At 72.4% G+C, this 21141-nt stretch carries 17 protein-coding genes; 10 read left to right on the top strand and 7 right to left on the bottom strand.

All coding sequences use genetic code 11. From position 1 onward, the window contains the following. The first annotated feature begins 5 nt into the window (after positions 1 to 5). On the top strand, positions 6 to 1007 hold the full coding sequence (locus tag ACF1CT_RS09555; protein WP_391783227.1) for a sporulation-delaying protein SdpB family protein: 1002 nt from the start codon (positions 6 to 8) through the stop codon (positions 1005 to 1007). Between the two features lie 149 nt (positions 1008 to 1156). On the opposite strand, the gene ACF1CT_RS09550 is transcribed toward ACF1CT_RS09555, so the two are convergent. Further along, a complete protein-coding gene (locus ACF1CT_RS09550) occupies positions 1157 to 2389 on the bottom strand; it encodes a lipid-transfer protein (RefSeq protein ID WP_391783226.1) in 1233 nt (410 codons plus the stop codon). 48 nt (positions 2390 to 2437) lie between these two features. Beyond that, the gene (locus ACF1CT_RS09545) at positions 2438 to 4615 is read right to left on the bottom strand and encodes an acyl-CoA dehydrogenase (protein WP_391783225.1); all 2178 of its coding nucleotides are present in this window, start codon (positions 4613 to 4615) and stop codon (positions 2438 to 2440) included. Positions 4616 to 5040: 425 nt separating this feature from the next. Between ACF1CT_RS09545 and ACF1CT_RS09540 the strand changes: the two genes are divergently transcribed. Next, the gene (locus tag ACF1CT_RS09540) at positions 5041 to 6837 is read left to right on the top strand and encodes an MFS transporter (protein ID WP_391783224.1); all 1797 of its coding nucleotides are present in this window, start codon (positions 5041 to 5043) and stop codon (positions 6835 to 6837) included. Here ACF1CT_RS09540 and pepE read toward each other — a convergent pair. Together pepE and ACF1CT_RS09530 are read right to left on the bottom strand one after the other, a co-directional pair. Continuing rightward, the gene (pepE, locus tag ACF1CT_RS09535; protein ID WP_391783223.1) at positions 6800 to 7528 is read right to left on the bottom strand and encodes a dipeptidase PepE; all 729 of its coding nucleotides are present in this window, start codon (positions 7526 to 7528) and stop codon (positions 6800 to 6802) included. The genes ACF1CT_RS09540 and pepE overlap by 38 nt on opposite strands. 132 nt (positions 7529 to 7660) lie before the next feature. Next, positions 7661 to 8494 (bottom strand): IclR family transcriptional regulator, encoded by an 834-nt coding sequence (locus tag ACF1CT_RS09530; RefSeq protein WP_391783222.1) that lies wholly within the window; start codon positions 8492 to 8494, stop codon positions 7661 to 7663. Between the two features lie 169 nt (positions 8495 to 8663). On the opposite strand from ACF1CT_RS09530, the gene ACF1CT_RS09525 reads away from it, so the two are divergent. From ACF1CT_RS09525 to ACF1CT_RS09515, 3 genes are read left to right on the top strand one after another with little or no spacing between them, the layout of a single operon-like run. Further along, entirely contained in the window at positions 8664 to 9617 is a 954-nt protein-coding gene (locus ACF1CT_RS09525; protein ID WP_391783221.1) for a DUF1177 domain-containing protein, read from the top strand. Beyond that, positions 9617 to 11008, top strand: coding sequence for a cytosine permease (locus ACF1CT_RS09520; protein WP_391783220.1), 1392 nt, complete (start codon positions 9617 to 9619; stop codon positions 11006 to 11008). Before ACF1CT_RS09525 ends, ACF1CT_RS09520 begins: the two co-directional genes overlap by 1 nt. Further along, positions 11005 to 12336, top strand: a complete 1332-nt coding sequence (locus ACF1CT_RS09515; protein WP_391783219.1) for a M20/M25/M40 family metallo-hydrolase — start codon at positions 11005 to 11007, stop codon at positions 12334 to 12336. Before ACF1CT_RS09520 ends, ACF1CT_RS09515 begins: the two co-directional genes overlap by 4 nt. Before the next feature lie 122 nt (positions 12337 to 12458). Here the strand turns inward: ACF1CT_RS09515 and ACF1CT_RS09510 are convergent, their stop codons facing one another. Beyond that, the gene (locus ACF1CT_RS09510; RefSeq protein ID WP_391783218.1) at positions 12459 to 13562 is read right to left on the bottom strand and encodes a DUF4037 domain-containing protein; all 1104 of its coding nucleotides are present in this window, start codon (positions 13560 to 13562) and stop codon (positions 12459 to 12461) included. Positions 13563 to 13846: 284 nt separating this feature from the next. On the opposite strand from ACF1CT_RS09510, the gene ACF1CT_RS09505 reads away from it, so the two are divergent. From ACF1CT_RS09505 to ACF1CT_RS09485, 5 genes are all read left to right on the top strand, one after another. Further along, positions 13847 to 15103: an MFS transporter gene (locus ACF1CT_RS09505; protein WP_391783217.1), complete on the top strand. Its 1257-nt coding sequence runs from the start codon at positions 13847 to 13849 to the stop codon at positions 15101 to 15103. A gap of 205 nt (positions 15104 to 15308) precedes the next feature. Further along, positions 15309 to 15896, top strand: coding sequence for a class I SAM-dependent methyltransferase (locus ACF1CT_RS09500; RefSeq protein ID WP_391783433.1), 588 nt, complete (start codon positions 15309 to 15311; stop codon positions 15894 to 15896). A 113-nt stretch (positions 15897 to 16009) separates the two neighbouring features. Beyond that, positions 16010 to 16942, top strand: a complete 933-nt coding sequence (locus ACF1CT_RS09495; RefSeq protein ID WP_391783216.1) for an N-acetylmuramoyl-L-alanine amidase — start codon at positions 16010 to 16012, stop codon at positions 16940 to 16942. A gap of 187 nt (positions 16943 to 17129) precedes the next feature. After that, positions 17130 to 17966 carry a hypothetical protein gene (locus ACF1CT_RS09490; protein WP_391783215.1) on the top strand — a complete coding sequence of 279 codons (837 nt, stop codon included), beginning with the start codon at positions 17130 to 17132 and terminating at the stop codon, positions 17964 to 17966. 122 nt (positions 17967 to 18088) lie between these two features. After that, the gene (locus ACF1CT_RS09485; RefSeq protein WP_391783214.1) at positions 18089 to 19096 is read left to right on the top strand and encodes an LLM class F420-dependent oxidoreductase; all 1008 of its coding nucleotides are present in this window, start codon (positions 18089 to 18091) and stop codon (positions 19094 to 19096) included. 130 nt (positions 19097 to 19226) lie between these two features. Here the strand turns inward: ACF1CT_RS09485 and ACF1CT_RS09480 are convergent, their stop codons facing one another. After that, positions 19227 to 19892 carry a VOC family protein gene (locus ACF1CT_RS09480; protein ID WP_391783213.1) on the bottom strand — a complete coding sequence of 222 codons (666 nt, stop codon included), beginning with the start codon at positions 19890 to 19892 and terminating at the stop codon, positions 19227 to 19229. A gap of 3 nt (positions 19893 to 19895) precedes the next feature. Further along, positions 19896 to 20984, bottom strand: coding sequence for a PHP domain-containing protein (locus ACF1CT_RS09475; protein ID WP_391783212.1), 1089 nt, complete (start codon positions 20982 to 20984; stop codon positions 19896 to 19898). Positions 20985 to 21141: the final 157 nt, after the last annotated feature.

Below are 21141 nucleotides of genomic sequence, written 5' to 3'. Positions count from 1 at the left end.
TCCCCGTGCCCTGGACCAATGTGTACGGGCTGACCCGCACCCTTCTCGCGCTGGGCACCATGGGCACCCTGGCGTTCAGCAGTACGGGAACCCTCTTCCGTCCCGTGGCGACGCAGGGCGACTACCCCATCTGCGCGGGTCCGATGCGGGCAGGTGTGTTCTGTCTGGCGCCCGAGAACGGTCTGACCGCGGCCCGGTGGCTGTGTGTCCTCGTCCTCCTCGTCGTGGCCTCCGGATGGCGTCCCAGGTGGACCGCGCTCCCGCATGCCTGGGTGTCCTTCAGCGTCTTCTCCGAAATCGCCATCGCCGACGGCGGCGACCAGGTCACCGTGGTCCTCTCCTCATTGCTCGCCCTCACCGCGCTCGGCGATCCCCGGCGCCTGCACTGGCAGCAGCTCCCGGAGGGGGCCGCGTCGCACCGTCGCGGGGCCGTGCTTCTGGGGGCGACGGGCCTGGTGCTCGTACGACTCCAGATGTCGTTCCTCTACTTCCAGTCGTGCGTCGCCAAGCTGCCCCACGCGGAATGGGCCGACGGCACCGCGATGTGGTACTGGGGACACAGCCTCTCGTTCGGCGCGCCCGGCCCGCTTCAGCCCCTGGTCGACCCGGTGCTCGCGTCCCCCTTGGGTGTCGCGCTGCTCACCTGGGTTCCCCTGGTGATCGAGATCGGTCTTGCCGCGAGCCTGTTGCTCGCGCAGCGCTGGCGCTGGCGCCTGTTCGCCGCGGGGGTCCTCTTCCATCTCTCCATCGCCGTGATGATGGGCCTGTGGAGTTTCGCGCTGGCCATGATCGGCGGTCTGGTGGTGCTCTGCTTCCCGCTCGGCGCGCATCTGAACGTCACCGTGCCCGAAGCCGTCCGCGGACTGCTCCGGCGGGGGACCGCCGCCCCGGACCCCGCGACGGGGAAGGACGACGGCGCGGAGCCGGATGCGGGGGACGCGCGGGACGCCGCCGCCTCCTCCTCGCATTCTTCGGGACTGTCGGCAACGGCCGGTTCCGACCGGTAGGGGCGAGCCCCGCACGTGTGCGGTCCCGTCCCCGTCTCCGGCCGGGGACGGGGACGGGGACGCGCACCGGTGCCGAGGTCGGGTGGAGCCCGCCACCGGCGGCGCGCCGGCCCGGCGAGGCGCTCGCGGCCACGGGGTGTGCGGGCCGCCTACCGTCGCAGCAGTGTCACCACCGCCGCCCCGCCGAGACCGATGTTGTGCGCGAGGCCCGTCCGGGCGTCCTTCACCTGCCGCTCCCCCGCCTCCCCCCGGAGCTGCCAGGTGAGTTCGGCGGCCTGGGCGAGGCCGGTGGCGCCGAGCGGGTGTCCCTTGGAGATCAGCCCGCCGGACGGGTTGACCACCCATCGGCCGCCGTAGGTGGTGGCCCCGGACTCGACGAGTTTCCCGGACTCGCCCTCGCCGCACAGCCCGAGCGCCTCGTAGGTGAGCAGCTCGTTGATGGAGAAGCAGTCGTGCAGCTCGATGACGTCGAGGTCGGCGGCGGACAGCCCCGATGCCTCGTACACCTGTTGTGCGGCGGCGCGGGACATCGGCTGTCCCACCGCGTCGACGCAGGTGCCGGAGGCGAAGGACTCCTCGGTGTCGGTGGTCATGGCCTGGGCGACGATCTCGACCGCCCGGTCGCCGAGACCGTGCTCCTCGACGAAGCGTTCCGAGACGACGACGGCTGCGGCCGAGCCGTCGGAGGTGGGCGAGCACTGGAGTCTGGTGAGCGGGTGGTGGACGGTCTTCGCGGCGAGGACCTCGTCGACCGTGTACGGGGCCCGGAACTGGGCGTACGGGTTGTTCACCGAGTGCCGGTGGTTCTTGGCGCCGACCGCGGCGAGTTGTGCCTCGGTCGTCCCGTACCGGTCCATGTGCTCGCGGGCCGCGTTGCCGAAGATCTGGGCGGTGGGCGGACTCGTACCGAATCCGTGCGCGGCGGCCATGACCCCGTAGTGGCGGGCTACGGGCGACGTCCTGAAGTCCGACGCCCCGCCGTCGGCGCCGCCCCCGCCGAGGGAGCCGCGCGCCATCTTCTCGAAGCCGAGCGCGAGCACGCAGTCGCTCGTACCGCCCTCGACGAACTGGCGGGCCATCATGAGGGCGGTGGAGCCGGTGGCGCAGTTGTTGTTGACGTTGTAGACGGGGATGCCGGTCAGTCCGAGTTCGTACACGGCGCGCTGTCCGGCGGTGGAGGGCTGGAAGCAGTAGCCGACGGCGGCCTGCCGCACCCGGGCGTAGTCGATCCCGGCGTCGGCCAGGGCGGCCGTCCCGGCCTCCTTCGCCATGTCCCAGTACTGCCAGTCGCGGGACTCGGGTTTCTCGAACTTCGTCATCCCGACACCGACGATGTACGCCTTCGTCGAAGCCTTCTCGAAAGCCTTCGTTGAAGCCTTCATGGACGGAATCCCTTCCGTTGTTCCGGTCGTGTGGAGGGGCCGGTCATCTCAGTCGCGCGGGAGGCCGAGGATGCGTTCGGCGACGACGTTCAGCTGCACCTGGGTGGTGCCGCCCGCGATGGTCAGGCAACGGGACATCAGGAAGCCGTGCACGGCCCGCTCGGCGGCCCCCTCGGCGGTCGCCCCGGTGGGGCCGAGGAGTTCCAGGGCCAGTTCGGCGACCTTCTGCTGATGCGTGGTCTGGACGAGTTTGCGCACGGAGGCCCCCGCGCCCGGTTCGAGTCCGGACACCTGCCGCAGGGTGGTCCGCAGGGAGACGCAGGCGAGCGCGTGGGCCTCGGCGGCGAGGGCGCCGATCCGGGCCCGGTACGCGCCGTCGAGTTCGCCGGAGCGGGCGATCAGTGCCTCCAGGCCGGTACCGAAGGTCAACTGGTCGGCCATGTGGACACGTTCGTTGCCGAGGGTGTTGCGGGCGACCCGCCAGCCGTCGTCGGCGGCGCCGACGAGCGCGTCCTCGGGCAGCAGCACGTCGTCGAAGTACACCTCGTTGAAGAGGGAGTCTCCGGTGATCTCCCTGAGCGGGCGGATGTCGATGCCCTCGGTGTTCTTCATGTCGACGAGGAAGTACCCGATCCCCCGGTGCTTGGGCGCGTCCGGATCGGTCCTGGCCAGCAGGATGCCGTGGTCGGCCGTCCGGGCGGCGCTGGTCCACACCTTCTGCCCGTTGATCCGCCATCCCTTCCCGGTGCGCTCCGCCCTCGTCCGCAGCGAGGCGAGGTCGGAGCCTGCACCGGGTTCGGAGAAGAGCTGGCACCAGGAGAGTTCGCCGCGCAGGGTGGGCAACAGGTAGCGCTCCTGTTGTTCGGGCGATCCGTGGGCGATGAGCGAGGGAATCACCCAGGTCGCGATTCCGAGGTCGCTCAGCCGCACCCCCTGTTCCCTCAACTCCTGCCGCACCGCCAGTTGTTGCAGGGGCCCGGCGCCCAGACCGTACGGGGCCGGAAGGTGCGGGGCGGCGTAACCGGTGGGCACGAGGGCACGGCGGGCGTCCTTCGGGCCGAGGCCGCGGGCGGCGGCGACGGCCTCGCGCGCCGCGCGGCGGTGGGCGGCGGCCTCGGCGGGGAGTTCGAGGGCGAGTTCGCGGCGCGCCCCCGCCTCGGCGAGCCGCACGGCCCGCAGCCGGTGGGCGTCCCCGGCGCCCAGCAACTGCCGGGCGGCAACGGCCCTGCGCAGGTACAGATGGGCGTCGTGTTCCCAGGTGAAGCCGATGCCGCCGAGAATCTGGACGCAGTCCTTGGCACAGCCGTGGGCCGCGTCGAGGGCTTCGGAGGCGGCGAGGGCCGCGACCAGGGAGCGCGCGTCCGGGTCCGCTTCCCCGGCGGCGCGGGCCGCGTCCCACACCAGGGCCCGGGCCCGCTCGACCCGGACGAGCATGTCGGCGCAGAGGTGTTTGACGGCCTGGAACTGTCCGATGGGGCGGCCGAACTGTTCGCGCGTCCTGGCGTGCTCGGTGGCGGTGTCGAGCGCCCGGGCGGCGATGCCGCACGCCTCTGCGCCCAGGAGGACGGCGGCGAGGTCGCGGACGTGTGCGGTGCCGGTCCGGACGAGGCGGTCCGCGGGGACCAGGACGCCGTCGGCGCGGATCTCGGCCGTGGGACGGGTCGGGTCGATGCCGCGGTGTCTACGGGCCGTCAGCCCCTCGGTGGCGGCGTCGACGGCGAACCAGAGGGTGCCGGTGGCCGATTCGGCGGGCAGCAGCAGGAGGTCGGCGTCCGCGCCGGAGAGGACGGGGGGCGCCGTGCCGTCGAGCAGGTGGCCGTCCCCGTGCTCCACGGCGGTGAGGGTGCCGACTCCGAGGGCGACGGCGCCGACGCGCGCGCCGGACGCCAGATCGCGCACCGCCTCATCGGCGCCCGCCGCGTGGAGTACGGCGGAGGCGAGGGTACTCGGGAGGTACGGGCCCAGAAGCCCTGCCCGGCCGGTCTCCTCCAGGACCACGGCCAGGTCGAGGAGGTCGCCGCCCCCGCCGCCGCGCTTCTCGGGCAGGTGGACGGAGAGCAGACCCTGTTCCGCGAGCCCGTCCCAGTACCCGGGGCGCGGGGCGCCGGCCGGGAGGATGTCGGTGTCGAGGAGTTCGCGCGCCTCCTCGGGCGGTACGGCGCGGGCGATCCAGCCCCGTACGGCCCGCGCCAACTCCCTGTGTTCTTCGGTGATTCCGATGCCCATGCGGATCCTCGCCGGTCGCAGCCACTGGAACGGGCGCAAGAGTAGAACACGTTTCATTCTGACGGAAGGTCAGAAGATGTCCGAGGCGTTCACCGCCACGGATTCACCACTCCCGCCAGGTCCGCGGCGGATCGCCCGCCGGGCCCGCGCCACCCGGGGCGAACCACCTCCCGCTCCGCACGTCTGGCTCAACTCCCCATGTTCACAGCTCACTTCAGGCCAACGTGGGCAACCAGCACCGTTCTCGACGCAGTCGGCGGAATACCTGACGCCCGGAGGAGGTTTCACCCTGCACGCACTCCCGACCTCGCCCACCGTCCTTCGTGGGTGAGGTCGTCGGCGATCCGTGCCGCCCGCCGAAGCGGGCGCACGCCTCGCCCGCCCCCTCTTCTCCCGTTCGACAACGCCGCCCGGAGGCCGCACGCATGCCAGAGACGACGAATGGACAACGATCCGGGGAACTCCCCGATCCGCGGACGCGCGGCGCGGGCGGCGGGGTGGTCCCCGTACTCGCCTTCGCGGGCATCACCGTCGCGGTGATGCAGACCCTGCTCGTCCCCGTCATCAAGGATCTGCCCGCCCTTCTGCGCACCGACCCGTCCAACGCCACCTGGGTGATGACCGCGACCCTGCTCGCGGGGGCCGTGGCCACCCCGATCATGGGGCGGCTCGGCGACCTCCACGGCAAGCGGAAGATGCTGCTCGCCTCTCTCGCCGTGATGGTGGTCGGCTCGCTGATATGCGGCTTCACCGACGATCTCGTGATCATGATCGTGGGACGCGCGCTCCAGGGCTTCGCCATGGGCGCCATTCCGCTGGGCATCGGCATCATGCGCGACGAACTGCCCCGGGAGCGGATGGGGGCGGCGATGGCGCTGATGAGCTCCTCGATCGGAGTGGGCGGCGGACTCGCGCTGCCCGCCGCCGCGCTGATCGCCCAGCACTTCGACTGGCATGCCCTGTTCTTCGCCTCGGCCGGCCTCGGTGCGCTGTCGATGGCGCTCACGGTCCTCGCCGTGCCGGAACCCTCGCTGCGGGCCCCGGGCCGGTTCGACCTCGTCGGGGCGCTCGGCCTCTCGCTCGGCCTGGTCTGCCTGCTGCTGCCGATCACCAAGGGCAGTGACTGGGGCTGGACCTCTCCGACCACGCTCGGCCTGATCGCCGCCGCTCTGCTGATCCTGGTGCTGTGGGGCCTGTTCGAGCTGCGCAGCCCTGCCCCGCTGGTCGACCTGCGGACCACGGCCCGGCGCGAGGTGCTGCTCACCAACCTCGCCTCGATCATGGTCGGGGTCGCCTTCTACGCCGTGTCGCTCGTCCTGCCGCAGCTGCTCCAGCTACCGACGGCCACGGGGTACGGCCTCGGACAGTCGATGGTGGTCGCCGGGCTGTGCGTGGCACCGCTCGGTCTGACGATGATGCTCGTGGCCCCGTTGTACGCCCGGCTCTCCGCCCGCCGGGGCCCCAAGGTGTCGTTGATGGCCGGGATGCTGGTCATCGCGGTCGGCTACGGGGCGGGGCTCGGGCTGATGGGCTCCGCCTGGCAGACGACGGTGATCGCGGTGCTGATCGGGGCCGGCATCGGACTCGCGTACTCCTCGCTGCCCGCACTGATCATCGGAGCCGTCGATCCGTCCGAGACCGGCGCGGCCAACGGTCTGAACGCCCTGATGCGGTCGATCGGTACCTCGGTGTCGAGCGCCGTGATCGGCATGGTGCTGGCGAACACCTCGGTACGGACGGGTGGGGTGTCGGTGCCGTCGATGGAGGGGTTCCGGATCTCGTTCCTGATCGCGATGGGCGCGGTGGCGGGCGGGCTGGTGCTCGCCGCGTTCCTGCCGTCGCGGCGCGAGGCGGCGCGCCCGACGCTGCTGGCGAGCAGCGAGGACGAGGCTCCGGCTCCGGTGCCGTCCGCCTCCCGCCCGGTCGCGGGCTCGGGCGGCTTCCGCGGCAGGGTGCTGGACGAGGACGGGGCCCCGGTGGCCCGCGCCAACGTCACGCTGATCGACCGTCACGGCAGGCAGGCGGGGCTCGCCGTCGCGGACGGGGACGGCCGTTACGCGCTGTCCGCCCCGTCCGGCGGGGCCTATGTGCTGGCCGGGTCGGCCACCGGGTACACGCCGCGCGCCCGCTCCGTGGCCTACCCGGGCGACGGGCTGCCGGTCGACACCGATCTGGTGCTGGCCGTCAGCGCACCGGAGCGTCGAACCGCGGTGTCGTCGTGAGCAGATGGGAGACGTCCGACCCGGCGGGGAGTTCCTGCGGCTCGGCGCCGCGTGCGAACAGCCGGGCGGGGCGGGCGCCCCGCACCCGGGCCTGACGGCCGTCGACCCGCAGCCACGTCCCCTCGCGCAGGCCGAGCACCGGAACGTCGTTCTCCTCAAGGAACTCGGTGATCCGCTCCTCGCGGGTCTCGCCCTTGTGGGTGCTCCCCGGGTCCGGGTCGAGGTAGTGCGGGTTGATCTGGAACGGGACGAGGCCGAGCGTCTCGAAGGACGGCGGCTGCACGATGGGCATGTCGTTGGTGGTGCGCAGGGTGGGCGCCGCCATGTTCGTTCCCGCACTGGCGCCCATGTACGGGAGTCCGTCGCGCACCGCTTCGGTGACGGCGTCGCGCAGCCCGGTCCGGTACAGCGCGCTCAGCAGCCGGAAGGAGTTGCCGCCGCCGATGAACACGGCGTCGGACGCCGCGAGTTCGGCGACCGGATCGGCGTTCTCGTGGACCCCGCGGACGGTGATGCCGGACGGAGCGAGGGCGTCGCGGACGCGCGCGGTGTACGCCGTGTAGTCGGCGAGCGCGTACGGCACGAAGGCAAGGCGGGTGCCGGAGGGCAGGAACGCGGTGACGGTGTCGAGGGCGTGTTCCAGATAACCACGGCCGTACTGGGTGGAGTTGGAGAGCAGGAGCAGGTTCACGGGGTTCCTCTCGGTTCTGTTCCGGATCAGCGGTTCTCGTCCGGAGCAGCGGTTCGTTTCCGGATCACCGGTTCCGTGCCGGACCAGCGGTTCGTTTCCGGACCAGCGGTTCCACGGACGGTGCCGGGGACATCAGGTGGCGCGGGGGCGCCGGGTGCGCTGCTTGGGGCGCTGCGGGGGCTGGGTGAGCCGTCGCTCCAGTAGCTGGGCGGCGTGGCGCAGGGGTTCGAGCCGGTCCTCGGGCGCCTCCCGGAAGAGTTCCTCGGCCCCGCCGAGGCTGAGGCTGCCGTACGGTTCACGGCCGAGGAAGACCGGGACGGCGACGGTCGCGATCCCGGTGTCGTACTCGCCGACCGTCCACGCGTACCCCTGGGAGCGGACCTTGAGGAACTCCTCCTCCAGCCGGTCCGGGTCGGTGACCGTCCGGTCGGTGAAGCGGGCCATCGGGCGGCCCCGGAAGAGCCGGTGGCGCTGCTCGTCGGGCAGGTACGCGTAGTACGACTTGCTGGTGGCCCCGGCGTGCGCCGGATAGAGCTCGCCGACCAGGGGGTAGTAGCGCAGCGGCCCGGCCACGCCCTCCTCGGCAGCGACGCACCGCATGTGGAAGCTGTCCGGCAGGCAGAACAGCACGGTGTCGCCGGTGACCCGGCACAGCTCCTCCAGGACCGGCCCGGCCAGCAGCTCCAACGAACCGGAACGCTCCCAGAGCCTGCCCAGGCGCAGCACGGCGGGGCCGATGCGGTAGCGGCGGGTGACCGGGTCGGAGACCAGGAAGCCGCGCCCGGCGAGGGTGGCGAGCAGCCGCTGGGCCACCGAGGTGTCCCAGCCGAACTCCTCGGCGACCTCCGTGACGCCCCAGTCGGGCCGGGTCCGCTCGAAGGCGAGCAGCACGATGAGCGCCCGGTCGACGGTTTGCAGCGCACCGGCGGGGGTGCGCCGGTCGAGATCGAACTCCGCCATCGTCATCTCACCATTCAGACCTGAATTGCAAATAACGGGAAACTATTGCGTTCAACGCTATCCGATCCCGAATGTTGCCTGAACACCCCGCCCCCGCCCTCTCCCCCGTCGGGCGCCGGCCCGGGTGACCGGATCGCGCCGTCCCGGGTGTCCGGATGAGTGAGAAAGGCCCCCCATGTTGAAGTACGTGCTGGACATCGTCGATCTTCTGGACGATCCCCAGGTCAATGGCAAGGCCGTAGCCGAGTACCTCGACTCCGTCAGCGGCGCCGAGGGCGCGTCCGCGCAGGTCACCACGGTCGTCGGCGAGCGTGGCTCGACGGACTTCGTGATGGTCCGCGTTCCGGGCTCGCAAGGACGCTCCCGCGGCGGCGACGCCCGCACGCTGGGCGTGGTGGGCCGGCTCGGCGGCATCGGCGCCCGGCCCGAGGTGACCGGCCTGGTCTCCGACGCGGACGGCGCGGTCGCCGCGATCGCCACCGCCGCGAAGCTGCTCGACATGCGCCGCCGCGGCGACGTGCTGCCCGGCGATGTGATCGTCGCCACGCACATCTGCCCGAACGCGCCGACCGAGCCGCACGACCCGGTGCCGTTCATGGGCTCGCCCGTGGACATCGCGACCATGAACCGCCACGAGGTGACCGACGAGATGGAGGCCGTGCTCTCCATCGACACCACCAAGGGCAACCGCATCATCAACCACAAGGGCCTCGCCCTGTCGCCCACCGTCAAGGAGGGCTGGGTGCTGCGGGTCAGCGAGCAGCTCGGCGAGCTGCTGGCCGTGGTGACGGGTGAGCCGTTGGTCACGTACCCCGTGACCACACAGGACATCACGCCGTACGGTAATGGTGCACACCACATCAATTCGATCCTGCAGCCCGCCACCGCGACGGCCGCCCCGGTCGTCGGCCTGGCCATCACCTCGGCCGCCGCGGTGCCGGGCTGCGGCACGGGCGCGAGCCACGAGACGGACATCGCGTCCGCCGCCCGCTACGCCGTGGAGGTCGCCAAGACCTACGGCGGCGGCCACCTGGACTTCCACGACGCGGTGGAGTTCGACAACCTCGTCAGCCGTTACGGGTCGCTGACTCACCTCCAGACCCTCGGCCGCACACCCCAGGAGTCCTGATGGCATCCACCCCGCAGGCCGAGGCCGTCGCCCACGAGACCAAGGCCATCGGCAGCGACGACTACTCGCTGTCCCGCGTCCCGCGCGACAAGCGGTTCGGGTTCTGGTCCATGCTGCTCCAGTGGCTGGCCCAGTCCGGTTCGATCTCGCAGTTCACCCTCGGTGCCACCATCGGTGTCGGGATGAGCTTCGGAAACGCCTTCCTTGCCTTCACGCTCGGCGCGGTGATCCTGGAGGTCGTGATCTTCGCGATCGGCCTGGCCGGGATGCGCGAGGGTCTGGCGACCCCGATGCTGACCCGTTGGGTGGGCTTCGGCCGCAACGGCTCGGCGCTGGTCAGCTTCGTCATCGCGGTCAGCCTGGTCGGCTGGTTCGGCGTCCAGAACACGATCTTCGGCAACAGTGTCTCGGCGCTGGTCGGCGGGCCGTCCTGGATGTGGTGCGTGCTGGCCGGCATCGCCATCACCGCCCTGGTGATCTTCGGCTTCAAGTACATGGCGAACTTCGCGAAGATCGTCACGCCGCTCTTCTTCGCGATGGTCGCCTGGTCGGTGATCTCGACGCTGAAGGACCACTCGCTCAGCGAGCTGATCCACTCGCCGCCGCCGGGCGACGCGATCCCGCTGGCCGTCGCGGCCACCGCCATCGCGGGCGGCTACATGACGGGGGCGATCGTCTCCCCGGAGATGACCCGCTACAACCGGAAGGGCTCGCACGTCTTCCTGCAGAGCGCCTCCTCGATGATCCTCTCCGAGTACATCGTCGGCATGACCGGCGTGCTCCTGGGCCACCTGGTGAAGAGCAACGAGGTCTCGCACATCGTGCTCTCCACCTCCGGTGCCTTCGGTGTGATCGTGGTCCTGATGTCCACCGCCAAGATCAACGACTGGAACCTGTACGGCTCCTCGCTCGGCGTCGTCAACTTCTTCCAGGTCGTCTTCGGCAAGCGCGTCCACCGCGGCGCCGTCACCATCGTCCTCGGCATCGCCGGCACGCTCCTGTCCGCGGTCGGGATCATGACCCACTTCACCGAGTTCCTCACGATCCTCGGCGTCGCCATCCCGCCGATCGGCGGCATCATCGTGGCCGAGTACTGGGTCGTGAAGCGGATGCGCAAGCCGCTGGACGACACCCGTGAGTCCGAGACCCTGCCGAAGTCCTCGCCCACCTGGGTGCCGATGTCCATCGCCATCTGGATCGCCGCGTTCTGCGTCGGCAAGTTCTACGACGGCGGCATCCCCGCCCTGAACTCGCTGGCCACCGCCTTCGTCCTCTACAGCGTCCTCGGCCTGCTGGGCTGGGTGAGGCCGTACGGCACCTCCACCCTGGACGACGACGGGGCGACCGACGCCCCCGCCGCCCGTGACACCACCCCTGTGGGAGCAGCATGACCACCCCCGACCCCCTCTCCTCCCCGCTCGCCCCGGCCTCCGGCCTGGCCCAGGACGAGGTCGTCGAACTCTGCGCCGAACTGATCAGGTTCGACACGTCCAACCCCACCAGCGACGAGCGCGCCTGCGCCGACTGGGTGGTGGGCCGCCTCGCCGAGGTCGGCATCGAGTCCGAGCTGATCGAGTCCGCCCCCGGCCGGGCCAGCGTGATCGCCCGGATCGCGGGCGACGACCCGGAACGCGGCGCCCTGCTGGTCCACGGCCACCTGGACGTCGTCCCCGCGGACGCCGCCGAGTGGCAGGTCCCGCCGTTCTCCGGCGAGATCCGCGACGGCTACCTCTGGGGCCGCGGCGCGATCGACATGAAGGACACGGTGGCCGTCATGCTGGCCACCGCCCGCCACTTCGCCCGCACCGGCACCAAGCCGTCGCGCGACCTGGTCCTCGCCTTCCTCGCCGACGAGGAGGCGGGCGGCAAGTTCGGCGCCCACTGGCTGGTCGAGCACCGCCCGGAGCTGTTCGCCGGGGTCACCGAGGCGATCGGCGAGGGCGGCGGCTTCTCCTTCGCGATCGACGACACCCGTCGTCTCTACCCGATCGAGAACGCCCAGCGCGGCATGGCCTGGATGGAGCTCACCGCCACCGGCCGGGCCGGCCACGGCTCGTCCCCCAACGACGAGAACGCGGTCACCGACCTCGCCGAGTCGCTGGCCCGCATCGGCCGCGAGACCTTCCCGATCCGCCTGATCGAACCGGTCCGCGCCCTCCTCGAAGAGGCCGCCCGCCTCTACGGGGTCGAGTTCGACGAGAACGACATCGAGGGCAGCCTCGAACGCCTCGGCCCGGTCTCCGACTTCATGCAGGTGGTGCTCCGCAACTCGGCGAACCCCACCATGTTCGACGCGGGCTACCAGACCAACGTCATCCCCGGGAAGGCGACCGCGCGGGTGGACGGGCGCTTCCTGCCCGGCCACGAGCAGGAGCTGATCGACACCGTCGACCGGCTGCTCCTGCCCTCGGTCACCCGCGAGTGGGTCAACCACGACATCGCGATGGAGACCACGTTCGACGGCCCGCTGGTCGACGCCATGTGCGCGGCCGTGCGCGCCGAGGACCCGGACGGCCACCCCGTCCCGTACTGCAACCCGGGCGGCACCGACGCCAAGGCGTTCACCCACCTCGGCATCCGCTGCTTCGGCTTCAAGGGCCTGAAGCTCCCGCACGACCTGGACTACGGCCGCCTCTTCCACGGCGTGGACGAACGCGTCCCGCTGGAGGGCCTGCGCTTCGGCGTCCGCGTCATGACCCGACTCTGGCAGAGCTGCTGACCTCCATATCGCAGCCCTGCCGGGAACGCCCCGACCCGGGCTCACCCCTCGTACGCCCCCGCCGGACGGATTCCCCGTCCGGCGGGGGCGTGCGGCATCGCGGGCCCGCCCCGTACCCGGGCTCACGGTTCCTGGGCGTCGAGCGCGGCCCGGGTGACGGCACGCGCCGACTCGGCCCGGCCGAGGACGTCGGTGCTGTCGACGAACTGGTCGACGGCGCCGCTCGGCGGCAGGGCCCGCACGGCCGGGTCGGTGATGCGGGCGGCGAGGGCGGCGGTGAAGCGCTCGGCGTGCAGCACCCGGAACGGGCGGCTGTGGTACGGCCGGGTGGCCGGGTCGACCGGGTCGGTGAGGGCGAGCCGGTTGTGCAGAGCGGCGACCGTCTCGTAGGCGCGGCAGAGGTGCGCCTCCCGGGTGCGCCAGTCGGTGGCGGCGAGCGCGGCGGTGAGGTGCGGGGTGAGGGAGGCCGCTTCGGACGTGCGGGCGAAGGCCGAGCCGAGCCATTTGCCGTACGGCGGGTAGCGGCGGTCCATCAGCAGGCACAGCCGCATCAGATCGCGCACCAGACGGGCGGCGACGACGGCGGAGCCGAGTTCGTCGCCGGTCTCCCCGCAGCGGCCGACGAACGCCTCCTCCTGGGAGATCCGCCGCCACTGGCGGGCCAGCAGATGGAGCCAGAGGTCGTGGGGGTACCAGTCGAGAGCGGTCCGGGCCGGGCCGAGCCGCCCCAGCCCGTCGTGGAGGACGGCACCCGCGGTCACCTCGGCGAGACGCTGGGTGGGGGCGGACAGCCAATCGTCCGTGGTGACGCCCTCCCCCGGATCGAAGCCGAGCCGGGCGACGAACCAGGTCGCCGGGTCGGTGATCTCGACCCGGTGGTGGACGGGCCCGTCGGTCGCCCGCATGACCCCGATGCCCGCCTCGCCGGTGGCGGCGAAGTGGGTGGGGTAGCCGCAGACGGTCTTCGGCAGGCGTTCGGAGAGCAGGGCACCGATGGCCGCGCCGTGGCGGGCGACGTCCCGGGGGCTCAGGAAGACCTGGACGCGGGGGCCCCACTCGTGGTCCGTGGAGCGGGCCGTGTCGTATCCGAGCACCTCCGAACCGCTGCCGATCCGGGCGGCGGAGTGCACCAGACCGGGAACCGCCTCCTCCAGTACGGGCCGGACGGCTTCGGCGTAGAAGCGGCGGCAGAGTTCGAGGCCTGGCAGGAAGGCGGGGGCGTCCATACCGGGCAGGGTGCCGCAGCGCGACGGTCGGGTCGACAGGTTTTCCCACGGGTTCCCGCGGAATCCGCGGGCGGACCGGCCGGGGGCCGCCGCCGCGCCGACGGGGAACGGCCCGGACCCCGCGCCACCGGTCCGGTATCCCTGCCACAACGGGATTCAAAGGGGCCGACGCACGCACCTCATCCAGGAAATCATCAATGGGATACCATTTATCCCCGGCCGGTACGCCCCGCACCGGTGGGACGGCCGCCCCACCGAGAGGAGCCGTGCCCCAGGTGCCGTCCGTGACCACTCCCGCCACCGGCAACGACCGGGGGCTGCGCGCCGCGCTGGCGTCGCTCCGGGGGAACCGGCCCTTTCGACGGCTGTGGTTCTCCAATGTGTTCTTCTTCGGCGGCGTGTGGACACAGACCCTGGTGCTCGGCTGGCTCGCCTTCGAGATGACGCACTCGGAGTTCCTGGTCGCGGTGTTCACCGCCGCCCGGCTGGCGCCGATGTTCCTCGGGCCGGTGGCCGGCGCCTTCGCCGACCGGCACAACCGTGTCCGGCTGCTCGTCGTCGCCTGCGGGTGGGCGATGGGCGCGGTGTCCGTCGTGGCGGCCCTGGCCACGGCCGGCCTGCTGCCGTACTGGGTCCTGGTCGTCGGCGGGCTCGCGATCGGTCTCGCCCAGTCGCCCTCGCAGCCCGCCCGGGCCTCGCTGGTCCTCGAACTCGTGGGCCGCGAGAACCTCTCCAACGCGAACGCGCTCAACGCGATGGCGCTGAACATGACGCAGGTGATCGGCCCGGGGCTGGGTGGGGCGCTGATCGCGACGGTCGGCGCGCCCGCCGCGTTGTGGGTCTCCACCGCCTGGTACGGGGCCTCGCTGGTGCTGCTCCTGCCACTGCGCGGGTACGGAAAGGCCGTCCACGACGGAACCCAGTCGGTGCTGGCGATGGTGGCCGGAGGGTTCCGGATCATCGGACGCAACCGTCTGGCGGTGGCGGTGCTCCTGGTCACCCTCGCGGCGAACACGCTGCTGTGGCCGGTGTACCAGTCCTTCATGCCGGTCTTCGCCCAGGATTCCCTCGGGCTCGACGCGGCGGGCCTGGGCGCTCTGCTGACCTGCTGCGGCATCGGCGGGCTCGTGGGCTCGCTCGTCATCGCCGGCCTGGGCGACTTCCGTCACAAGGGAGGCGTCTTCGTCATCGGCACCGCGGTCTGGGCCTCGCTCTGGGTGCTGTTCGCCCTGTCCCGCAGCGTGCCGCTGTCGTTCGTGCTCATGTGCCTCATCGGCCTCAGCAGCGCCGCCTTCGGGGTGCTCCAGACCACCCTGTTGCTGCTGACGACCGCCCCGGACGTGCACGGCCGGGCCCTGGGGCTCCAGGAACTCGCCATCGGCATCATGCCGTTGGCCACCCTCACGCTCGGCGCGATCGCGGAACGGGCCGGGCTGGACCGGACGGTGTTCGGCGCGGGGCTTCTCCTCGTCGTCGCCCTGGGCGTCCTGACGCTGCGCATACCGGCCCTGCTCAGGTTCGACGGACGGCGGTCCGCCTGACGGGCGGCGGAGGTCCCGGGGGCGTACACCGCCCCGCCCGCGCCCCCGGCCGGGGCGTACGGCACGATGAAGCGCCGTCCCCCACGCGTCCCCGCCGCACCCACCAGGAGGAACCGTGCCCGCCGAGTCCGTCGCCGAGCCGTCGCCGGAGATTGCCGAACCGTCGCCGGAGGTTCTCGCCGCCTTCCAGGCCGCCAAGGGCTTCATGCCGGTGGTCGAGGGGCTGGCGCTGTACCGGGCCGCCGTCGAGGGCGCCGCGCTGGGGCTGCCGATCCTGGAGGTCGGGACGTACTGCGGGCGTTCCACCATCCTGCTCGCCGATGTCGCCCGGGCGGCGGGAACGACGGCACTCACCGTCGACCACCACCGCGGCAGCGAGGAACAGCAGCCGGGCTGGGAGTACCACGACCCGACCGTGGTGGATCCGGAGGTCGGCCGGATGGACACGCTGCCCACCTTCCGCCGGACCCTGCACGCGGCGGGACTTGAGGACCACGTGGTGGCGATGGTCGGAAGGTCCCCGCAGGTCGCGGCCGTCTGGAGCGGGCGGTTGGGCTTCGTCTTCATCGACGGCGGGCACACCGACGAGCACGCGAACGGGGACTACGAGGGCTGGGCACCGCATGTCGCCGAGGGCGGTCTGCTGGTGATCCACGACGTGTTCCCGGACCCGGCGCACGGTGGCCGGGCTCCGTACCGGATCTATCTGCGGGCGCTGGAATCCGGTGCGTTCACCGAGGTGTCGGTCACGGATTCGCTGCGGGTGCTTCGGCGTACCGGCCCGGGGATCTGACGGGCGGCCGGAAGACCGCCGGAGAGGCCGGGCCGCCCGGGCCGGCACGGGCACGGTGCCCCGGCCCGCGGCGTCCGGCCTGCCGTGTGTCACCGCCCCGATAGCATCGCGGGGTGCCGTACGACGAGAGCGTTCCCCCCACACCGCGCCGCCGGCCCCTGTTCGCCGCCGCCGCGCTCGCCGCCGTGTGCCTGACCGCCGCCGGCTGCGGCGCGGGCGAGAGCGGCGGGACACGGGCCGCGCCCCGGCCCGGCGACGACGGTTCCTCCGCCGCGCCGCCCTCGGCCCCGGCGCCGGAGAAGACCTCGGCATCGCCCACGCCGTCCCCTGAGTCCCCGAAGTCCCCGAAGCCTGCGGACCGTCCGGTCTCCGGGCCGCTGTCCGGGAGAACCGTGGTCATCGACCCGGGGCACAACCCGGACAACCACCTGCACACCCGCGAGATCAACCGCCCGGTGGACATCGGCACCGCGCGCAAGGAGTGCGACACCACCGGGACGTCGACCGACGCCGGTTACGCGGAGGCCCGTTTCACCCTGGACGTCTCGCACCGGGTGCGGGATCTCCTTCGGGCGCAGGGGGCGAACGTCGTGCTGACGCAGGACGGCGACCGCCCGTACGGCCCCTGTGTCGACGAGCGGGCCCGAATCGGCAACGAGGCACGGGCCGATGCCGTGGTGTCGGTGCACGCCGACGGTTCCGCGGTCGGCAACCGCGGCTTCCACGTGATCCTTCCCGGGCCGGTGCGTGCCGGGAAGGCGGACACCTCGAAGATCGTCGAGCCGTCGCGCGATCTCGGCACCAGGATCGCCGGTCTTTTCGTCCGCGATACCGGAAGCGCGCCTTCCAATTACATCGGCGGCGGCAGCGGATTGGACACGCGCGAGGATTTGGGCGGACTGAATTTGTCGACCGTACCCAAAGTCTTCATCGAATGCGGCAATATGCGTGACCCGAAGGACGCCGCCCTGCTCACCCGTGCGGACTGGCGCCAGAAGGCGGCGCAGGGCATCGCCGACGGCATCAGCAGCTATCTGAAGGGGTAGCAAGAAGGACGTTCCGACGCGAAACCGAGGGGAACCGCGTCCGAGTTGCGGGCTGGGGCACGACCCGCCCGGGCAGACGATAGATTCATCCGTACGATGGGGAGCCACCCCCGAGCTTCGCACGCCGCGACCGCCCACCGGCGGTGCGGCGACCACCCCGACGAGACGATCGACTAAGGACCTTCACGTGAATATGCGCTCCCTCACTCGAGGCGACGGCGTGGTGATCGGAGCAGCGGTGGTGCTGTTCATCGCCTCTTTCCTCCACCTCAACGGTTACACGTGCCCCGCGGGCCTCAACTGCTCCGGATACTCGGCCCCGAACGCCTGGGACGCCCTCTCGGTGCTCATGAGCCTCTTCCTGGGCGGCATCATCGCGGCGGCGCTCGTCGTCGTCGGCCGCACGATGCCGAGCCGCAAGGTTCTCGGCCTCGAACTCGGCCAGCTCGGCACCGCGTTCAGCGTCTTCGTGCTGTGGACGGCGTTCTGGACGATGATCGACTCCAGCAACGCGGGCGCCGGTCTGATCCTCGGCCTGCTCGGCGCGATCCTGCTCGCGCTCGGCGCGGTCGGCACCCCGCTGATCCCCGCGCTGCGGGCCCCGTTGATGGGCGCCCCGAGTCCTCAGGCCGTGCAGCCGCCGTACGGCGGCCAGCCGCAGGCCGGGCAGGGCTACGGCTACCCGGGCGCCCAGCAGCAGCCGTACGGTGCGCAGCCGGGCCAGCAGCCGCCCTACGGCGCGCAGCCGCAGGCGGGCCAGCCGCAGCCCACGCAGCCGGACCCGAAGCAGGGCCAGGCGGGCACGGCGGCCGGTGCCCCGGCGGGCGACTTCACCCCGTTCTGGTTCGCGGTGCCGGTGGCCCGCCCGCTGTACGGCGAGGACGGTTCGCCGTCGCCGATCGCCGAACTGGCGCCGGGCACCTGGTACCTCGCGGTCGAGCAGCGCGGTGCGGCGCTCATCGCCCAGACCCAGGACGGCCGTCGCGGGGTGCTCCAGGACACCACGGGCATCCAGCGCGGCTGACCCCACCCGCTCCGCGGCACGAACAGCGGCCCCCCGCCCTTCCGGGCGGGGGGCCGCTGTCGTATCCTCCGTCCTACGTCACACACCTGACAGACCGTCAGAATCGTGCAGGAGGCGGCGACATGCGGCTCGGACTCGCGCTCGGCTACTGGGGCCGCGGCCCGAACGCGGATCATCTGGAGCTCGCCCGGGAGGCGGAACGCCTGGGCTACGCGTCGGTGTGGACGGCGGAGGCGTGGGGGTCCGACGCGTTCACCCCGCTGACCTGGATCGCCGCGCACACCTCCCGCATCCGGCTGGGCACCGGCATCGCGCAGATGGCGGCGCGCACCCCGACCGCGACCGCCATGCAGGCCCTCACCCTCGACCATCTCTCCGGCGGCCGGATGATGCTGGGACTGGGGCTGTCCGGACCGCAGGTGGTGGAGGGCTGGTACGGGCGCCCGTTCCCGAGCAGCCCGCTGACCGCGACCCGCGAGTACGTCGACGTGGTCCGCCAGGTCCTCGCCCGCGAGGCTCCGGTCGCGCTGGACGGGCGGTTCCACCCCCTCCCGTACGACGGCCCGGACGCCACGGGCCTGGGCAAGCCGCTGAAGTCCATCACCCATCCGCTGCGGGCCCGGCTCCCCGTGCTGCTCGGGGCGGAGGGGCCGAGGAACATCGCGCAGACGACCCGGATCGCCGACGGCTGGCTGCCGTTGTACTGGTCGCCGATGCGCACCGATGTGTACGAGGCGTCGCTCACCGGCCTCCCCGACGGTTTCATGATCGCGCCGATGGCCCGCGCGTCGGTCTGCGACGACGTCGCGAAGGGGCTGCTGCCGGTGAAGGCGATGCTCGGCTTCTACATCGGCGGGATGGGGCACGCCGCGCGGAACTTCCACGCCGATCTGATGGCGCGGATGGGGTTCGAGGAGGAGGCGCGGCGCGTCCAGCGGCTCTTCCTCGAAGGGCGCAGGCAGGAGGCGGTACTGGCGGTGCCGGACGCGTTCGCCGACGAGATCTCGCTCGTCGGTCCGCGTGAACGCATCGCGGAACGACTGGAGTCGTGGCGTGCGGGCCCGGTGACCGATCTGCTGGTGACGGCACCGGACCCGCACACGCTGCGGGTGCTCGCGGAACTCGTCTGAGATCCTGTCGGGTGGCCTCCGGCCGGGCGGCCACGTCCCGGCACGCACGCTTCCGGCGTCCGCGGCGGACCGGCGCCCGGCGAGGAAGGGATGCTCCGGACCCGCGCGGAGAACGGCCGGTGGAACGGGCTCAGGAGGAAGGCGCGGCCCCCGGACGGTCCGGGTCCGTGGGCCAGGTCCCGGCGGCGGCCGGTACGGGAGCGCGGCCCGCGCAGGACACCGGTTCCAGCCGGTCCGGGTCCGTGGGCCAGGTCCCGGCGGCAGCGGCCGGTGCGGGCCGGGCGCGGCGCCGGGCGGCGGTGGCTTCCCAGGGCTGCGGGTCGGGATACGTCAGGAGTTCCAGGGTGCTGCCCCACGGGGTGCGCAGATAGGCGAACCGGTTGTGCTCCCCCGCCTCGGGGCCGGGCAGCGGCCGGGGTCCGTCGAGGAGCGCGGCGCCCGCGGCCACGCAGTCGCGCACCGCCGCGTCCAGGTCGTCGGCGTAGAGCGCCACGTGCTGCCATCCGAAATCGCAGGGCAGCGCGGGCGGTTCGCGGCGTGGTCCCTGGTACTCGAACAGCTCGATGCCCGGCCCGGTGCCGGGCAGGGCCAGCATCCTGATCGCCAACTGCTGTGTCCCGGCGGGGACGCCGAGCAGCCGCTCGACGTCCGGGCCGCCGTTCGGTCCGTCCTGGCGTCGCAGGGCGTCGTACAGCACCTCGGCGCCGAACGCCCTGCTGAGGAAGAGGGTGGCGGTCTCCAGGTCGGGGACCGTGACCCCGACGTGGTCGATGCCGCGCACGGTTGTGGCCGTCATGCTTCACCGCTCCTGTCCCGGGGCGGCACCGACCGTCCCGCGTGCCCCGTCCGTCCCGGTGCGGGCCGACCGGGGGATCGTGCCGTCGCGCGACCACGCCAGCAGTTCGTCGGCCGACCAGGTGGTGACCACACGTTCCGCCGGTACGTGGCACTCCTCGGCGCGGGCGCAGCCGTGGATCTGCCAGTCCAGTTGGCCGGGCGCGTGCGCGTCGGTGTCGATGGCGAACAGCACACCGGCGTCGACTGCCGCGCGCAGCAGCCGCCGGGGCGGATCGAGCCGTTCCGGTCTGCTGTTGATCTCCACGGCGGTGCCCGCCTCCGCGCACGCGGCGAAGACCTCGTCGGCGTCGAACCGCGATTCGGGACGGCCGCGTCCGGTGATCAGCCGCCCGGTGCAGTGGCCGAGGACGTTCGCCCGCGGGTGGCGTACGGCGGCGACAAGGCGCCCGGTCATCGGCGCGGGGTCCATCCGCAGCTTCGAGTGCGCGGAGACCACGACGACGTCCAGCCGGTCCAGCAGGTCGTCGTCCTGGTCGAGGGAGCCGTCCGGGAGGATGTCGCACTCGATGCCGGTGAGCAGCCGGAACGGCGCCCACCGGGTGTTGAGCTCGGCGACCTCGTCAAGTTGCCGTCGCAGTCGGTCCGGGGAGAGTCCGTTGGCCACGGTCAGCCGGGGCGAGTGGTCGGTGAGGACCGCCCAGGCGTGGCCGAGCTCGGCGGCGGTGCGGCCCATCTCCTCGATCGGGCTGCCGCCGTCCGACCAGTCGGAGTGCAGATGGCAGTCGCCGCGCTGGAGGGCGAGCAGGCCGGTGCCGTGTTCGGTCCGGGGTGCGGCGGCCACCGATTCCTCCAGCCGGGCCAGGTATCCGGGCACCCGCCCGTCCGCCGCCTCGCGGATCACCTCGGCGGTCCGCGGCCCGATGCCCCGGACCGACTCCAGCGAGCCGTCCGCCGCGCGCCGGGCCGCCTCCCTGTCGGCCATGGCCGACACCACGGAGGCGGCCGTGCGGAAGGCCTGGACACGGTAGGTGTCGGCGCCGTCGCGTTCGAGCAGGAAGGCGATCCGTCTCAGGGCACGGACGGGCTCCATCGGCACCTCCACGGGGCCGCCGGGTGCTGGGGGCGGACACACGCCAGCGGCGTTCCGGGCGTCCGGCACGCACGCCCGGGTGCCCGGGCACCCCCAGGGCTCTCCCCTCCAGCTTGGCCCAGCACGGCCGCGCCCGCACAGCGGCGGGGCGAAGCGC

The sequence above is a fragment of the Streptomyces sp. NPDC014734 genome (assembly GCF_043083325.1).
Lineage (GTDB): Bacteria > Actinomycetota > Actinomycetes > Streptomycetales > Streptomycetaceae > Streptomyces.
Note: the sequence above shows the minus strand (reverse complement) of the source record. Positions and strands in the feature narration are given on the sequence as shown.

Bases quoted from the DNA above. Each gene is read 5' to 3' on its own strand.
- ACF1CT_RS09520 (WP_391783220.1), top strand. From the start codon at position 9,617: ATGGCATCCACCCCGCAGGCCGAGGCCGTCGCCCACGAGACCAAGGCC.
- ACF1CT_RS09525 (WP_391783221.1), top strand. From the start codon at position 8,664: ATGTTGAAGTACGTGCTGGACATCGTCGATCTTCTGGACGATCCCCAG.
- ACF1CT_RS09530 (WP_391783222.1), bottom strand. From the start codon at position 8,494: ATGACGATGGCGGAGTTCGATCTCGACCGGCGCACCCCCGCCGGTGCG.
- ACF1CT_RS09540 (WP_391783224.1), top strand. From the start codon at position 5,041: ATGCCAGAGACGACGAATGGACAACGATCCGGGGAACTCCCCGATCCG.
- ACF1CT_RS09475 (WP_391783212.1), bottom strand. From the start codon at position 20,984: ATGGAGCCCGTCCGTGCCCTGAGACGGATCGCCTTCCTGCTCGAACGC.
- ACF1CT_RS09500 (WP_391783433.1), top strand. From the start codon at position 15,309: ATGCCGGTGGTCGAGGGGCTGGCGCTGTACCGGGCCGCCGTCGAGGGC.
- ACF1CT_RS09515 (WP_391783219.1), top strand. From the start codon at position 11,005: ATGACCACCCCCGACCCCCTCTCCTCCCCGCTCGCCCCGGCCTCCGGC.
- ACF1CT_RS09550 (WP_391783226.1), bottom strand. From the start codon at position 2,389: ATGAAGGCTTCAACGAAGGCTTTCGAGAAGGCTTCGACGAAGGCGTAC.
- ACF1CT_RS09480 (WP_391783213.1), bottom strand. From the start codon at position 19,892: ATGACGGCCACAACCGTGCGCGGCATCGACCACGTCGGGGTCACGGTC.
- ACF1CT_RS09510 (WP_391783218.1), bottom strand. From the start codon at position 13,562: ATGGACGCCCCCGCCTTCCTGCCAGGCCTCGAACTCTGCCGCCGCTTC.
- ACF1CT_RS09485 (WP_391783214.1), top strand. From the start codon at position 18,089: ATGCGGCTCGGACTCGCGCTCGGCTACTGGGGCCGCGGCCCGAACGCG.
- ACF1CT_RS09545 (WP_391783225.1), bottom strand. From the start codon at position 4,615: ATGGGCATCGGAATCACCGAAGAACACAGGGAGTTGGCGCGGGCCGTA.